The organism is Dictyoglomus sp. (assembly GCF_049968615.1).
GTDB lineage: Bacteria > Dictyoglomota > Dictyoglomia > Dictyoglomales > Dictyoglomaceae > Dictyoglomus > Dictyoglomus turgidum.
The window spans coordinates 201,908-217,655 of the sequence record NZ_JBMFQK010000001.1 but is presented as its reverse complement, the minus strand read 5'-3'; the positions used below and the strand labels follow the sequence as shown (position 1 = coordinate 217,655).

13 protein-coding genes and 1 pseudogene are annotated in these 15,748 nt (G+C 32.9%); 13 read left to right on the top strand and 1 reads right to left on the bottom strand.

All coding sequences use genetic code 11. From position 1 onward, the window contains the following. Positions 1 to 15: 15 nt before the first annotated feature. The 8 genes from ACP5QL_RS01105 (at position 16) to ACP5QL_RS01070 (ending at position 10,809) form a co-directional block, all read left to right on the top strand. Complete coding sequence (locus ACP5QL_RS01105; RefSeq protein WP_428124930.1) at positions 16 to 867, top strand: carbohydrate ABC transporter permease; 852 nt, start codon at positions 16 to 18, stop codon at positions 865 to 867. 5 nt (positions 868 to 872) lie between these two features. Continuing rightward, positions 873 to 2,933, top strand: coding sequence for a YIP1 family protein (locus ACP5QL_RS01100; RefSeq protein WP_012583939.1), 2,061 nt, complete (start codon positions 873 to 875; stop codon positions 2,931 to 2,933). An 11-nt stretch (positions 2,934 to 2,944) separates the two neighbouring features. Next, positions 2,945 to 5,137, top strand: coding sequence for a DUF5696 domain-containing protein (locus ACP5QL_RS01095; protein WP_428124927.1), 2,193 nt, complete (start codon positions 2,945 to 2,947; stop codon positions 5,135 to 5,137). A 16-nt stretch (positions 5,138 to 5,153) separates the two neighbouring features. Next, complete coding sequence (locus tag ACP5QL_RS01090; RefSeq protein ID WP_012583937.1) at positions 5,154 to 6,071, top strand: carbohydrate ABC transporter permease; 918 nt, start codon at positions 5,154 to 5,156, stop codon at positions 6,069 to 6,071. 18 nt (positions 6,072 to 6,089) lie between these two features. Then, entirely contained in the window at positions 6,090 to 7,052 is a 963-nt protein-coding gene (locus tag ACP5QL_RS01085; protein WP_012583936.1) for a carbohydrate ABC transporter permease, read from the top strand. 24 nt (positions 7,053 to 7,076) lie between these two features. Beyond that, entirely contained in the window at positions 7,077 to 7,658 is a 582-nt protein-coding gene (locus tag ACP5QL_RS01080) for a hypothetical protein (RefSeq protein WP_012583935.1), read from the top strand. Between the two features lie 10 nt (positions 7,659 to 7,668). After that, positions 7,669 to 9,306: a cellulase family glycosylhydrolase gene (locus tag ACP5QL_RS01075; RefSeq protein ID WP_424661943.1), complete on the top strand. Its 1,638-nt coding sequence runs from the start codon at positions 7,669 to 7,671 to the stop codon at positions 9,304 to 9,306. A gap of 174 nt (positions 9,307 to 9,480) precedes the next feature. After that, positions 9,481 to 10,809: an extracellular solute-binding protein gene (locus ACP5QL_RS01070; RefSeq protein ID WP_012583933.1), complete on the top strand. Its 1,329-nt coding sequence runs from the start codon at positions 9,481 to 9,483 to the stop codon at positions 10,807 to 10,809. A 23-nt stretch (positions 10,810 to 10,832) separates the two neighbouring features. On the opposite strand, the gene ACP5QL_RS01065 is transcribed toward ACP5QL_RS01070, so the two are convergent. Further along, positions 10,833 to 12,182, bottom strand: a complete 1,350-nt coding sequence (locus tag ACP5QL_RS01065) for an FGGY-family carbohydrate kinase (protein ID WP_012583932.1) — start codon at positions 12,180 to 12,182, stop codon at positions 10,833 to 10,835. A 14-nt stretch (positions 12,183 to 12,196) separates the two neighbouring features. On the opposite strand from ACP5QL_RS01065, the gene ACP5QL_RS01060 reads away from it, so the two are divergent. From ACP5QL_RS01060 to ACP5QL_RS01040, 5 genes and pseudogenes are all read left to right on the top strand, one after another. After that, positions 12,197 to 12,748, top strand: a complete 552-nt coding sequence (locus ACP5QL_RS01060) for an NTPase (RefSeq protein WP_428125137.1) — start codon at positions 12,197 to 12,199, stop codon at positions 12,746 to 12,748. Positions 12,749 to 12,811: 63 nt separating this feature from the next. Then, a complete protein-coding gene (locus ACP5QL_RS01055; RefSeq protein ID WP_428124920.1) occupies positions 12,812 to 12,934 on the top strand; it encodes a heavy-metal-associated domain-containing protein in 123 nt (40 codons plus the stop codon). 98 nt (positions 12,935 to 13,032) lie between these two features. Next, entirely contained in the window at positions 13,033 to 13,614 is a 582-nt protein-coding gene (locus ACP5QL_RS01050) for a cation transporter (RefSeq protein ID WP_428124918.1), read from the top strand. Positions 13,615 to 13,630: 16 nt separating this feature from the next. After that, positions 13,631 to 14,320: pseudogene (locus ACP5QL_RS01045) on the top strand (HAD-IC family P-type ATPase); the annotation flags it as partial. A gap of 195 nt (positions 14,321 to 14,515) precedes the next feature. Continuing rightward, positions 14,516 to 15,736 carry a DUF438 domain-containing protein gene (locus ACP5QL_RS01040; RefSeq protein WP_273333333.1) on the top strand — a complete coding sequence of 407 codons (1,221 nt, stop codon included), beginning with the start codon at positions 14,516 to 14,518 and terminating at the stop codon, positions 15,734 to 15,736. Positions 15,737 to 15,748: the final 12 nt, after the last annotated feature.

Here is a 15,748-nt window from a genome sequence, read left to right as displayed (position 1 = left end):
GGTTTTGGGTTTAAAATGAATAGGAGGATAAATAGATCCCTTTGGGGAAATATGATTGTAATAATTGTACTCACGGTGGTAGCAATATTTATGGCTTTACCATTAGTTTATTCAATAATGAATGCTTTTAAGCCTCTTGATGAACTTTTTTTATTTCCCCCAAGACTCTTTGTGAGAAGGCCCACTCTGAAAAATTTCTCTGATCTATTTTATTTGATGAGTAATTCTTTTGTTCCTTTCTCAAGATATCTTTTTAATAGCGTATTTATCAGTTTTCTTAGTACTTTAGGACATGTAATAATAGCATCTATGGCAGCCTATCCTCTGGCAAAGCACAGATTTCCTGGAAGTAAATTTTTGTTTAATTTAGTTATCTTTTCCTTAATGTTTTCAGGATATGTGACTAATATACCGAGATTCATAATTATGGCAAAATTAGGACTTTTAGATACTTATTTCGCCTTAATTCTTCCATATATAGGTGCCACTTTAGGGCTATTTTTAATGAAACAGTTCATGGAACAAATACCCGACTCTTATATAGAATCTGCAAGAATAGACGGAGCTAATGAATTCAGAATATGGTGGCATGTGGTTATGCCAAATGTAAAACCTGCTTGGCTCACTCTAATATTATTTACCTTTAGGGACACTTGGAATGATACTTATACTCCTGCCTTATATCTACACAATGAGGCTATGAAGCCTTTTTCTTTGGCATTGACTTACATACAACAAGGAGGATTTGTTAGAGCTGGGGCTGCTGCAGCTGCCGCAGTTCTTATGATGCTTCCTTCATTGATAATCTTCATATTAACCCAGAGTAATGTGGTGGAGACTATGAAGTCTGCTGGAATTAAGGAGTAATGTGTATGAGAAGAAGAATTATAAAATTATTTTTGCTACTATTCTTAATGAATATTGCTTTTGCAGGAATCCCTTACTATACATATATATACAATGAGAGACGAAGACCTGTACCTTCTCTTCCTGGATTTGAACCTGAAAGAATAATCTCAGGAGAAAGTGTAAAGCCGGATCTTTCTTTTTCAGCTCCAGAAGACCTTTTTATAGATAAAACTAATGGGGACATTTATATAGCAGATACAGGAAATAATAGAATAGTTGTAATAGATAAGAACTATAGGTTAAAAGAGATTATAAAAGATTTTGTAAACAATGGTAAAAAGGACTTTTTCAAAGCTCCAACGGGGCTTTTTATTACCCGTGATGGAAAACTCTATATTGCTGACTCTCAAAATTCCCGAATTGTGATTCTAAATAGAGATAGAAATCTTTATATGGTTATAGGAAAGCCTGTGGGAGAAGTGATAAAAAGGGATTTTGTGTATATCCCCAAAAAGGTAGCGGTGGATAATTTGGGAAGAGTATATGTGGTGGCCGAAAATGTAGTAGAGGGTTTGATTCAATTTAGTCCAAAAGGAAATTTTGAGAGATTCTTTGGAAGTAATAGAGTTGAAGTAAATCCTGTAGAACTTTTTTGGCGAAGAGTTCTTACAAGGAGACAGAGAGCACAGCTAATGCTTTTTATACCTATCGAATATAGAAATGTAACTGCTGATAAAGATGGGTTTATTTATGGTTGCGTTAGAGCCTGGTATGATCAAATAAAAAGATTAAATGCTCTTGGAGATAACATAATAAAGCATGAAGGTCGTACTGGTAATATGTATGGAGATCTCTATTTTGGTTTCACAGTAAGAGGAGAAATTGCAGATATTGCTGTAGATGATTCAGGAAACATTTATGTTCTTGATGGTAGAGTAGGAAGATTTTTTGTGTATAACAATCTTGGAGATTTTCTTTTTGTTTCAGGGGATATAGGAAATCAAATGGGAACTTTTCAATTTCCAACAGCTATAGACCTTTATGGTGGGAAGGTATTTATTCTAGATGAGAATAAAGGAACTATAACAGTATTTAGACCTACCTTATTTGGAAGCCTTGTTTTGAAAGCAAATTCTTTCTATGTAGACGGTTATTATGGAAAGGCAGCTGAGGTATGGAGTGAAGTTGTAAAAATGGATGCAAATTATGATCTTGCGTACATTGGTATTGGAAAAAATTTCTTGCATGAAGAAAAATATAGGGAAGCCATGATAAACTTTAGGCTCGGTTTTTATCCTGAGGGTTATTCTAAGGCTCTTAGAGGTTTTAGAGTAGAATATATGAGAAGAAACTTCTCAAAGATAATGAACTCTTTCTTACTTTTTATACTTGCTCTTTATTTGATAATAAGGTTTTTAGGAAGAAAAATAGCTGATTATTATAGAAATTATGCTAAAAAACATCCATTATTTGATGCTGTAATGTTTGCTTTTTATGTGATTTTTCATCCCTTTGAGGGATTTTATGAATTAAAAAGGAGAAGAGAATCTTTTAATGCTTCAGTGATACTTCTTATTTTTGTTATTATTGCATTTATTGTTAAAAGACTTATGACTGCTTTTCATTTTAACCCTTATAGACCAGAAGAATTGAACATATTTCTTGAAGTAGGAAGGGTCTTGATTCCTATTCTTGCGTGGGTAATTATAAATTGGGCAGTTACTACTATTATGGATGGTAAGGCAAAAATAAGAGAGATTTTTATAATGACGGTTTATAGTTTATTTCCGTTAGCTTTAATTTATTTACCTCAGACCTTGCTAAGCCATGTATTTACATTGGAAGAGTCTGCTTTTTATTACCTCTTTGATACTATTGGAAGTCTTTGGACTTTGTGGGTAATTTTTGCGGGTATGATGGAGCTTCAGGAATACTCTTTAAGTAAGGCTTTAGGAACTTCTCTTATTACTCTTGTAGGTATAGTCTTTGCCATGTTTATAGGTATGGTATTTTTTGCAACCTTTCAGCAGTTTATAAGATTTATTTACATAGTTTATCTAGAAATTAAGTACATGGTTGGTTGAGAGGTGGAAAGATGCGAGTAAAGTTATTGATTTTATTGTCTATCATACTTCTAATTATTCCTCTTTATGGGCAAAATGGCGAATATAAAACTGTTTCTGAGAATAGTAGATACATTATGTTGTTTAATGAAAAAACTGCTGAAGTAGCCATAAAGGATAAGGTGACGGGAAAGATCTTTAACCAGTTTCCTAAGGATTGGGAAGGAGATTTTTCTATGGGGGTAACTAAATTCAGTATTCCCTCTCATTTGGTTCTTGAGATGGCAGACGAGGAGGCAAAAATTTCTATTTATAACACTTATGCCCTTGGAGTTATGAGAGGAAATTTTAAATATAAGAATATTAAGGATGGTATAAGGATAGATTATGAATTTTCTACTCAAGGAGTCACTATTGCTATTGAGTTTATTTTAACTGAGGCAGGTTTTAAAGTAAGAATCCCTATAGATTCAATAAAAGAGGAAGGAGATCTTAAAATAAATAGAATATGGGTTCTCCCATATTTTACTTATGGGAGTAAAAAGGATAATGGATATTTAATTGTTCCTGACGGATCTGGTGCTCTTGTTAGGTTTGACCATAAAGTTGGAAATGAGAGAGGTTTTGAACTTCCCGTGTATGGTTACGATTTTGGCTTACCTCTTTATGATATGCCTCCAAAGACCGAAGGAATTAGACTCCCTATATTTGGAGCTAAAAGGAATGATCTTGGAATCTTAGGGGTAATAGAATCTGGTGATTTTGATTCAAATATAGCTTGTTATATGGCTGGTAATGCTACCTCCTATTTTAGAGTTTTTCCAATCTTTGACTATAGAAGGATTCATAAATTCTTGCTTTATGAGAGAGAAGCGTCTACTGGACAGGCTGGAGAGGTTGTAGATGTTCTTGTTAATAAGTTTTCTCCCTACACTATTAAGAAAGATATAGTAGTGAACTATTTCTTGTTTACTGGTAAAGATATTGACTATTCTTTTATGATTAGGACCTACAGAAATTATCTTCTTAAAAATGGATATCTCAACAAAAGGATAAATAATGTCTCGGAGGTTCCTTTTAATCTTGTAATTATTAACAGTATCAACATAAAAACAACGAAAGCAGGAGTTCCTGTGATAGATTTGTTTCCTCTTACTACCTTTGATGAAACTATTAAGATTCTTGAAGAATTCAGAAATAGAGGAATAAAAAATATAAATCTTGTTCTCAAAGGTTATCAATCTGGCGGATATATGAACAAAATAACAAATGGGATAAGGTTAGAATCAAAGCTTGGAGGGAATAATGGGTTTAAAAAGTTAATAGTATACTGTAAAAATAACAATATTTCTTTAATTCTGACTGCTGAAGTTATAGAAGTACATAGTCCAGGAAATGGCTTTTCTCCATCCCGTGATGCTAACAGATATTTGAATAATGGACTTGCTTTTATGTATAAGTGGGATCCTGTGGTTAAGAAGAAAAATAGAGACTATGATCCTTGGTTTACTGTATTGCCTGAGAGGGTTCCTATATACCTTAACAATTTTTTGAAAGATTTGGAAAAATATAATCTCAGTAATGTCTTAGTGGAAAAAATGGGAGATTATATATCTTCTCAGAATAAAAGACCTAAATTTCTTTCAAGGGAAGAGGTTGCATCTTTGTGGAAGGAAAATCTAAGTACCTATATGAATAAGTTTAACTTTGTTTTTACATCTGGTAATTTTTATGTCCTGCCTTACGGCTCTTTGATTCTTGATATTCCTCTTGATTCCAGTAATTTTGCTATCGAGTCTGAAAGTGTGCCTCTTTTACAACTTCTCATACACGGATATGTTCCTTATAGTGGAAAGCCAGGTAATTTAAGAGAGAGCCAGAAAAAAGAATTTCTTAGAATGATAGAGTACGGAGCTTTACCTTATTATGCATTAATCTTTAAAGATTCTTCTTATTTCAAAAAGAGTATTTTTAATGAGATGGTTAGCTCCAACTATAAAGATTGGATTGACCAAGCAGTAAAAGAATATAACTCTCTTAAAGATTTATATAGGAATATATATGACGTGCCTATGAGAAATCATGAAAAGTTATATGAAGGAGTATACAGGGTCGAATACGAAAATGGAACAGAAGTGATTGTTAATTATACCAATAAGCCATTCAGTTATAAAGGAAAGATAGTGAGAGGGGAAGATTTTGTTTTCTTTTTAGGAAAGAATTAGGGAGGAATTAAAAGTTATGAAGAAGGAAAAAAAGTTAAGGACCTTATCTCAAAGACAGGCGAGGATTGGGAGGCTCTTTGTATATCCTTGGCTTTTGGGTTTTTTAATATTTTTTGCTTGGCCCTTTATTCAATCCATTATTTTTGCTTTTAGTCAGTTAGATGTTTCTCCTGAAGGGTATAATTTAATCTTTGTAGGTTTTAGAAATTTTATAAAAGCTCTTAGAGAAGATCCAAACTTTGTTAGGTATTTAACTAACGAAATAGGGAATATGCTTGTTAATATTCCTTTGATAATAATGTTTTCTCTCTTCATAGCAATTCTTTTGAACCAAAAATTCAGGGGAAGAACTTTTGTAAGAGCTATTTTCTTTTTACCTGTAGTAGTAATGTCAGGAGCTTTACTTTATGTACTTGAAAGCAATTCCATGGAACAATTTACTATGGGGGCTCAGGCTGGAATGGCTCTATCTAATTCTCCGTTTTTGAGAGGTATAGACTTTAGACTTTTCTTAATAAGAATAACTGGTAATATACCTTTCTTAATGCCTGTGATTAATGCCATTGACCGAATATATGAGATTATATGGAAATCAGGGGTTCAAATACTAATATTTCTTGCCGGTTTACAGTCTATACCTACATCCCTTTACGAAGTTGCTCATGTAGAAGGAGCAACCGCTTGGGAGACTTTCTGGAAGGTTACTTTACCTATGATATCTCCAATTATTTTGGTAAATGTAATTTATACTGTGATTGATTCTTTCACAGATTATAGTAACGATGTTTTAAGATATATCCTTGAAGTCGCCTTCAGACAATTGAATCATGGTTATAGTGCAGCGATAGCTTGGCTTTATTTTGTCATCATTGGTATAGTTCTCTTAATTATTATGTGGGCACTCTCAAAGAGAGTGTTTTATATGAACGAGTAAAGGGAGGCATATAAATTCATGAGTATATACAGAAAATATGGAAAAGAAGAACTTATATTGATATTTAAAAATAAAGTATATAAGTGGTTTATAACTCTTCTTAAAATTATGCTTTTTATTGGACTTTCTTACGTATTGCTACGCCCTGTGCTGTTTATGTTGAGTACTGCTCTTAAAAGTAGGGAAGACTTAATTGATCCCACAGTAGTATGGATACCTAAGCATCCAACTCTTGAAAATTTCAAGAAAGCTTTTGAGTCTCTTAATTATTTAAATGCTTTTAAGAATAGCTTAATAATTTCTATTCTACCTGCAATCTTTAATGTTATTTCTTGTTCTATGATTGGTTATGGCCTTGCAAGATTCAAGTTTAAGGAAAGGGAATTGATTTTTGCATTAATTCTATTCACTTTAGTGGTTCCTCCTCAAGTATTGCTAATTCCTCTTTATGTCTTTTATCAAAGATTTGATATCCTTGGGTTAATCAAGTTAATTAAAGGTGAAACCTTAAATCTCTTAAATACTTATTATCCAATAGTTCTTCCTACCATATTAGGAGGTGGTTTAAGAAGCGGACTTTTTATTTATATTTTTAGACAGTTCTTTAGGGGTATGTCAAAGGAATTGGAAGAGGCTGCGTATGTGGATGGAGCTTCTCCATTTCAAACTTATCTAAGAATTTTTGTACCCAACTCTATTCCTGCTATTGTGACAGTTTTTTTGTTCTCTTTGGTTTGGCATTGGAATGATGTTTTTGAACCCTCAGTATTTATTGGAGATTTTGATAAATATACTCTATCTCTTAATTTAGCCAATATTAGAGCAATAATTACTGGAGGAACACAGATTTTTGATCCCTTATTAATACTTCCTCCTCAGTATGCTGGAGCTATTTTGGTTATTTTGCCCATGTTGATCTTTTATATATTTACCCAGAGATTCTTTGTGGAAAGTGTGGAGAGAACAGGGATTGTTGGATAAAAAAATTTTTTGGGAGGTGTTTCCATGAAGAAGGTAGTTTTAATAAGCTTAATCTCTTTACTTCTCTTAACGGTATCTTTCTCTCAGTCGGTGAAGGAGATTGTAATTTATGATGGAGAAACTGAAAATACTAATCTATCAGCTTTGGGATATTGGATTGCACCAGAAGGTTGCAAGGTAGAGGAAATGGAAGGTATAGCATATTCTGGTAAGAAATGTTTAAAAATAGATTTTGTATGGAATAGTTGGTGGGCTGGAATGGGGATTAACTTTGCTAAGTGGAATTTTGAGGATAAGGATAAGATTTTAGATCTTTCCAATTACAAAGCTCTTGAGTTTTATATAAGGGCTGAAAAATTGGACAACTATAATCTTTTGGTGACCATTGTGGAAGCTCCTGCACAAAAAGATGGAAAGGAATTTTATTCTGAGAAGTATACCGTAATGGGAGGGGTTCCAACTCAATGGACAAAAGTTTCTATTCCTTTAAAGTCCTTTGTAACAGTAGATAAGAAAAGAATTTGGGGAATGAGCATTGAAGTAACAGGCATTCCTGAAGGGAAAGCGGTGCTCTATGTAGATAATATTAAATTTGTCAAAGACTGAGGTGAATTAAATGAAGGAAGTATTAATTATAGTTTTGTTAATTCTTATCTGTCTTGGGTCAGGCAAACTGTATGCTATCACCTATAAGGGTAGTTTCCATTATATAGATCCCCATAAGGCAATTGAAGAAATGGATCCTGGTTGGAATCTGGGTAATGCTTTAGATGCCATACCTGATGAAACTTCATGGGGAAATCCCAGGACTGAGGAATATGTTTTTGAGGATATAAAGAAAACTGGTTTCAAAAGTGTGAGAATTCCTGTTACATGGATTGATCATATGGGACCTGCTCCAAATTATAGGGTTGATGAAGATTGGATGAATAGAGTAGAGGAAGTAGTAAATATGGCTCTAAGGAAGGATCTATACGTAATAATTAATGTACATCATGACTCTTGGCGGTGGCTGAGTAAGGAGATGAAATCGGACAAAGAAGCCACGATTGATAAACTTGAGAAATTGTGGCTTCAAATAGCAGACAGATTTAAGGATTATTCAGAAAAGCTAATTTTTGAGATTATTAATGAACCAACGTATGAAGGATTTTCTGAGGAAGAGGCAGGTGCTCTGCAAAATGAAGTAAATGAAAGGATTTTAAAGGTGATAAGAAATTCTGGAGGATATAATGATAAAAGACTGGTAGTAGTCCCTCCATTGTGGACTGACACATATAAAGCAGAAAAATATTTTGTGCCTCCAAAGGATCCTAATATTATAATAGGTATACATTATTACTCTCCCTGGGATTTTACCGCTAACTGGTGGGGAAGAAAAAGCTGGGGCACAGAGAGAGATAAGGAACAGATGGATAAAGATATAAGAATTGTAAAGGAAAAGTTTCCTACTTACGCTTTTATCATTGGGGAATATGGGCTTTTTAATGGTAATAAACCTGCTGAATGGTACTATTTTGATAATCTTATTAGAGTTGCTAAGAAGTACAAGATGGCAACTTTTTACTGGGATAATGGGGAGAATTATGATCGTAGGAATAGGATTTGGAGAGATGAACAAGCAATAAAAGTTATTATAAATGCTTCTTATGGCAAAAGAAATGCTTTTTTAAATCCAGGGGTCTTATATGTTAGAGAAAATAAAATAAAGGACGAGAATATAGAAATAGAACTAAATGGAAATTCTTTGATTGGAATATATTTAAATGGAAAAACTTTACAGCAAGGTAAAGATTATATTCAAGAGTCTCCAGACAAGGTAATTCTTAAAAGGGAATTTTTAGAAAATATTGTTAAACCACAAAATTATGGTATATTGGCTACCCTTAACTTTAGGTTTACGGAAAGTGCAGACTATCCTTTAAGTATAATACAGTATAAAGATCCCATGCTTCTTGACAAACCTTTTAATATTATAAGGGGGGTTCCTATAGATTTAAGATTTATTATAGCTTTTAATGGTACAAAGCTTTGTGCTATAAAAATTTTTGATGCAGAAACAGGAAGACCCATAAGAGATTCATGGACACCGTATTTAAGAGGATGGGATGATTTTTCTGTGGTTGATTCTCAGGTGGTTGTAAAGAAGCACGTTTTTGAGAACCTATCAAAGTATCAGAATATAAAGAATATTAAAATAATTTTTGAATTTTTCCCAGGAATTTCTCTTGAAACAGTTGTTAAGGTAATTTAAGACAATATAATGCTATTTTGTAGCAATATTGTGTTAGAGAATACATATAAAAAATTATAAAATTTAGTATAATCAAATGAAAATATTTACAATAAAGGGGGGATTGATAGAGTTAAATTTAGTCTTGAAAAATTTAATCTCTCTTAAATTAACCTTGAGGGAGGAGGTTTTAAAATGGCTAAAAGTAAAATTTTTGTAATTTTTTTCTTGGTGTTTTTTGCTTTTTTAACTTTTGTTCCAGGATTTGGACAGAGGGTTTATCAGTATAAGGTGGGAAATTATGTGCTCAATATTGATACTCAGAAATATAGAGGGAAGACCATTTATGTATGGCAACATTGGCCTGAAGAAGAAAAGAGTAGTATTCCTGATGTAAGATCACCAAAAGAAGCAAGAGAAGAATTTGAAAAAATAACAGGAGCAAAAGTAAAAATAGTTTATGTAACTTGGGAGACTAAGGTTGAGAAACAGACAGCTGCAATACTTTCAGGTTCTGGTTGTGATATTGTTTATATTGATAGTAGGCAAAAACCTACTTGGATGATGAAAAAGATGCTCCTTCCTTTAAATAGGTATATTGACTTCAATAATAAAGATCTTTACAATGCTGTAGGCTTTAGAAAACCTATTCTTGATTACTTTACTTGGAGAGGTCAGATTTATGCGGTAACTAATATCTACAACGATAATGTATTCCCATACATACTTTACTATAATAAAGAGAAATTTGAAATGGCAGGACTACCCGATCCTCTTGAACTTTATAAACAAGGTAAATGGACATGGGAGACCTTTTTCAATTTAGGTAAACAGCTTACTCAAGATACTAATGGTGATGGAAAAATAGACCAATATGCTTATGCAAGTTGGAGAACGTATGCTCCATTTCTTTGGACTAACGATGTTATGCCTATAAAATATGTGGGTGGAAGACCAGTATTTAATCTTGACAATCCAAAAGCCTATAAAGCATTTCAAGCTGTTTATGAAATGGATGCAAAATACAAGATGAGACCTGCGGATTGGTGGACTGATCCTCAGGGGAGATTCCAAAAGGGCATCACCTGTATGGATTATTGGGGTCCATGGGATATTTCTAATATGAGAAATGCTCTCGGTAAAAAGTTAGGCATGGTTCCATTCCCAAAGGGTCCTGATACTAATAAGAAGAGTGCTGATGAGGGTGATGATTCTGCTTGGGCAATAGCTTCTTCTTCAAAGGATCCTGAGCTTGCTGCTTTATATCTTTTGTGGATGTTGATGCCAACGGACAAAGAGAAAGAATTGATTGTCAAGAATCAGATTGAGAGGGTCGGAGGAAAAGAGGTGTATGATATTTTAATGGATGCAGCAACAAGGACAGTTATAAATCCTGCTGCTGGGATTCCAGGATTTAGCGAATTAATGGACCAAATTGACACAGCAAATCCAGCAAAATCTATAAAGGCTTTGAAACCTAAGTTTGAAGCTGCAATAAATGCTGTTTTAGAGGGATTAAAATAATTAAAAAGATAGACCTGCTGGGATTACAGTCCCAGCAGGTCTCTTATTTTTTTATATTCGAAATATACCTTTTCAAATTCCTCTTTATTTTGGGAGTATATAGTTAAGAAACTTTTCTCTTTAAAGTTTTCTAATTCTTTGTTTAAAGCTTTTGAGATTAGTAAAGCTAAGCCTTTAGATGTTAATTCTTTTTCTTTTGAGATATGAAGAGGCATATTTATTATGTTGGCTTTGAGTTGTAGGAGAGATTTATATCTTGTCATTCCACCAGAGACTATGATTTTTTTAATCTCAAAATTCTTTTTTAAACTTTCAATAATGGTTTTAGTTTCAAAAAATACTCCTTCCCAAATGGCCTGCCCTATATCTTTTAAAGAGGTATTTAAATCAATCCCATAAAAAAATGCTTTTATAATCTTTGAGTTTCTATTTTCCTTTCCCATTAAGTAGGGGAAGAATAAGATCTTTGATGATTTTTCTGTTTTGACTTTAAAACTAAGCTTTAACTTTTCTTTTGTCCATTTCGTTATTCCTCCCGAATATGGTATTCCTGCTATTACATAATAAAGATTATTCCAAATGCAACCCACAGAATAGCCTAATTCTTTTATAGATTCTATAAGCATAGGCTCCTTAGTGTGCGCTAAAATGGCTTCTGCTGTACCCCAAGAATCATAAAGAGTTTTAGAGAGATCCAAAGTTAGGCTACCTATAGGATGATCATGTCCTCCTAAAACGTATATTTGTTCTTTCTCTTCTATAATGCTTCCTGCTGGCTTTACTTCTGGAAGTTTTTCCATAGGAATTTCACACAGATTTAATATTTCCTCTGACCATTTTTTGTTCCTTATATCAAAAAGAAGCATTCTGCTTGCAAGAGAGTAGTCTGTAATAGGTTTTCCTGTAAAGTGATAATTTATAAAGTCTATGACGTTTAACCATTTATAAGAATTTCTCCATAGATCTTTATAGTGTTTTTTAAGCCACAGAATTTTTGCTAAGGAATACTTAGGATTAATTTTTAAACCTGTAATCTCAAAGATTCTTTCCCTACTTAGTTTTTTAAGGATTTTAAGTTCTTCTCCTCCTCGATGGTCGAGCCAAGTATAAACAGGAGTTAGAGGCCTTCCTTTTTTATCAATAAGTAAACCTGATTCTGCCATTCCTCCTGTGGAAATACCCGTTATTCTATTTTTATATTTTCTCTTAAATTTTTCAGTAATTTCCTCTATTGTATTTATCAATCTAAGAGGATTAATGGTTTTATCTCTTTCTATAGGTGTGTTTATAGATTCTTTTTTTAAAATTTTCCCCTCTTCACTCCAAATTATAATCTTTATATTTGTTGTTCCAAGATCAATAGTAATATACATAGCTCTTTTATGATATAATACAAAAACTTAAAGATTCAATGGGGAATCGTAAGATGATGAAAATATTTATTACAGGACAACCGGGAGTTGGAAAGACGACTTTACTGAAGAAGATATACAACTTTTGTAGGGAGAAGAGTATAGTTGTTTGTGGCTTTATCACTGAGGAAGTAAGAGAAAATAGATTTAGAATAGGATTTGATCTTATAACCTTAGGAGATAATCAGAGATTAAACTTTGCCTCTATCTATAAGGAAACACCTTATAAATTTGGTAAATATTTCCTTGATATAGCGGCTTTAGAAAATGTTATGGATAGGATTTTTTGTATAGAGGCTGAGGTATATATAATTGATGAAATTGGAAAAATGGAATTTTTCTCTGAGAGGTTTAAGGAGAAAATTCATAAAATTATGGAGAATGATAAGCTAAATATTGTCGCATCTCTTCATAGAGATTTTGTAAAAGAGTTTAAAAAATACGGAAAAGTTTATTATTTAACTCAAGACAATAGAGATTTGGTTTTTGAGGAAGTAAAACAGGAAATTTTAATATTAAAAAAATAATTTTTTTGGTTGTTAATTTATACTAAATTGGTATAAAATAAAAAAGAAAGGAGGTAGCGAAAATTGAAGAAAGTTGAACTGCCCATATCTGGAATGAGTTGTGCTTTGAGAATCGAGAATGCCTTGAAGGAAGTTGGAGAGATAGCAGATGTAAAAGTGAATTTCTCCTTGAGAGGGCTGAAATAACTTTTAGTGATGAGATTAACTTAAAAATTATAAAAGAAAGGATTGAGGACATAGGTTATGGACTTATTACTTCAAAAGTGTAATTTCCTGTTTTGGGGATGAGTTGTGTGAATTGTGCAAAGAAAATAGAGCGTGAGTTGATTGAAGCCTTAGGGATAATAGATGTCAATGTAGACTTTGCAAAAGAGAAAGTATTTGTGGAATATGTTCCTACTTTGATTAGCATTAAGGATATTAAGAAAATTATTGAAGATCTTGGTTATATTCTGATGGTTGATGGTCATGGAAAGGAAACAACAATTGAAGAAGCGAAAGAAAAAGAGTTAGAAGATATTAAAAGAAGATTCCTTATAAGCGTAATATTGGCTATACCAGTATTCTTAGGAAGTATGGTTTTTAAATTGAAGCCTGTCTTTTTGTTCCTTTTAACTACACCTATTCAGTTTTATGGTGGTTATCCTTTTTATAAAAATGCCTATTTAGCAATTAGACATAAGTTCTTTGACATGAATACCTTGGTTTCTTTAGGCACCACTTCCGCATATGTTTACAGCGTATTAAGTACTTTCTTTCCTTCAATTTTTAGTGAAACTAATATAAAGCCTGAAGTTTATTATGATAGTTCTGCAATAATTATTACTTTTTGTTCTTTTAGGCAAGTTTTTAGAGAAGAGAGCTAAAAGTAAAACCTCTCAGGTTATTAATAGACTCTTATCTTTAAAACCTGAGGTTGCTTTTGTTAAAAGAGGTGAAGATTTTGTTGCTATTCCTGTAGAGGAGATATTAAAAGGAGATATAATTTTGATAAAACCTTCCATGAGAATACCTGTAGATGGGGAAATAATAGATGGTACTTCTTATATCGACGAATCCATGTTGACGGGAGAAAGTACAACAAAGGAGAAGAAAGTTGGCGATGAGGTCTACGAAGGAACCATAAATATTAATGCTGTAATAAAGATAAAAGCCAATAGAATAGGACAAGAAACTTTACTTTCTAGGATAATAAAGAAGTGTAGAAAAGTAGTTATGGTAGGAGATGGAATTAATGATGCTCCTGCTCTTGCAAGGGCAGATCTTGGTATTGCGATGGGAAGTGGCACTGATATTGCTATTGAGTCGGGAGATATAGTCCTTGTGAATGGTGATTTGAGGGGGGTTTTAAGAGCATTAGAACTTACAGAAAAAACCTTTAAAACCATTAAGTGGAATTTGTTTTGGGCTTTCATATATAACATTATTGGAATTCCTATAGCAAGTGGAGCTCTTTACCCCTTCTTTGGGGTTTTATTAAATCCTATGTTTGCAGGGATAGCAATGGCTTTTAGTTCTGTGTTTGTAGTGACAAATTCTCTAAGGTTAAAAAAATTTAAGGTATCTATATAAAGGAGGTGTAAGTGATGTGTTGGTATTTTGGATTTCCCTTTTGGGGTACCCCATGGTTTTTGGGAGGTCCCTTTATGATGTTTGTGGGTTTAATATTTTGGGTTTTTGTATTTGGAATATTTTTCTACCTTATAAAGAGGAATACGAAAAATTAAGAGGTCTATTGTCTTAATTTTGATTGAAAGGAGGAGTTTTATGAGTGAGGTTTTTGGACTAAGGAAAGAAAGAAAAGAAATGTTAAAAGAGTTGATAAGAAAGATCCACAAAGGAGAAGATCCTGAAAAGTTAAAGACCCGGTTTAAAGATATCTTTGGTAGTGTAACTACTACAGAAATAGCGGAAATAGAACAGGAATTAATACAAGAAGGAATGCCAAGAGAGGAAGTAATGAGGCTATGTGAAATACATCTCAAGGTTTTTGAGGAGGCCTTGGAAAAGGATAAAGTGGATTCGCAAGCAGGGCATCCTGTAACTATATTGATGTCGGAGCACAAGAAGCTTATAGAGTTCTCAGAAAGATTAAAGAAAGCTGTTGAAGAGCTGAAATTGGCTGGGGATTTTGAAGAGGGTGAAGATAAGCTACAGGAGATAATAGATATAGTGGACCATTTTAAAGAGGCTGAAAAACACTATCTGAGAGAGGAAAATGTTTTGTTTCCCTATTTGGAAAAGCATGGTATAACAGAACCTCCTGCAATAATGTGGATGGATCATGATAAAATTAGAAGTATTAAAAAGGAAATCTTTAACATGGTTGAGAGCTTTCAAGGTTTTTCTTTTGAGAATTTTGTAAATACTTTGCTATATAAAGCAGTTGAACTTGGAGATACTATGTCTTCTCATTTTTATAAAGAGAATAACATCCTTTTTCCTATGGGGCTTCATGTAATAACAGAAGAGGAATGGAGAGATATAAGAATTCAATTTGATGAGATAGGATATTGTTGTTTTACTCCCCCAGAAGTTTTAACTCCTGTGGAAAGAAAAAAAGAAGTTTCTGTTCAAGTTGAAGACAAAATGAGACTTCCTTCAGGAAGTTTTACCTTAGCTGAGCTTAAAGCAGTTTTAAACACTTTGCCAGTAGATATAACTTTTGTAGACAAAAATGATGAAGTCAAGTATTTTAACGAAACTAAGGATAGAATTTTTGTAAGGACAAGGGCAGTTATTGGGAGAAAAGTCCAACAATGTCATCCACAGAAAAGCGTGCATATAGTAGAAAAGATACTTGATGAGTTTAAAAAGGGTACAAAAGATCATGCAGACTTTTGGATAAATGTGAATGGGAGGTTAATTTATATAAGGTATTTTGCAGTAAGAGATGAAGATGGAAATTACCTTGGTACTCTTGAAGTTACTCAAGATATAACAGAGATTAAAAAGATTGAAGGAGAAAGAAGATTATTAGATTGGTAAAGGAGATGACAA

Bases quoted from the DNA above. Each gene is read 5' to 3' on its own strand.
- ACP5QL_RS01105 (WP_428124930.1), top strand. From the start codon at position 16: ATGAATAGGAGGATAAATAGATCCCTTTGGGGAAATATGATTGTAATA.
- ACP5QL_RS01100 (WP_012583939.1), top strand. From the start codon at position 873: ATGAGAAGAAGAATTATAAAATTATTTTTGCTACTATTCTTAATGAAT.
- ACP5QL_RS01095 (WP_428124927.1), top strand. From the start codon at position 2,945: ATGCGAGTAAAGTTATTGATTTTATTGTCTATCATACTTCTAATTATT.
- ACP5QL_RS01090 (WP_012583937.1), top strand. From the start codon at position 5,154: ATGAAGAAGGAAAAAAAGTTAAGGACCTTATCTCAAAGACAGGCGAGG.
- ACP5QL_RS01085 (WP_012583936.1), top strand. From the start codon at position 6,090: ATGAGTATATACAGAAAATATGGAAAAGAAGAACTTATATTGATATTT.
- ACP5QL_RS01080 (WP_012583935.1), top strand. From the start codon at position 7,077: ATGAAGAAGGTAGTTTTAATAAGCTTAATCTCTTTACTTCTCTTAACG.
- ACP5QL_RS01075 (WP_424661943.1), top strand. From the start codon at position 7,669: ATGAAGGAAGTATTAATTATAGTTTTGTTAATTCTTATCTGTCTTGGG.
- ACP5QL_RS01070 (WP_012583933.1), top strand. From the start codon at position 9,481: ATGGCTAAAAGTAAAATTTTTGTAATTTTTTTCTTGGTGTTTTTTGCT.
- ACP5QL_RS01065 (WP_012583932.1), bottom strand. From the start codon at position 12,182: ATGTATATTACTATTGATCTTGGAACAACAAATATAAAGATTATAATT.
- ACP5QL_RS01050 (WP_428124918.1), top strand. From the start codon at position 13,033: ATGAGTTGTGTGAATTGTGCAAAGAAAATAGAGCGTGAGTTGATTGAA.
- ACP5QL_RS01040 (WP_273333333.1), top strand. From the start codon at position 14,516: ATGAGTGAGGTTTTTGGACTAAGGAAAGAAAGAAAAGAAATGTTAAAA.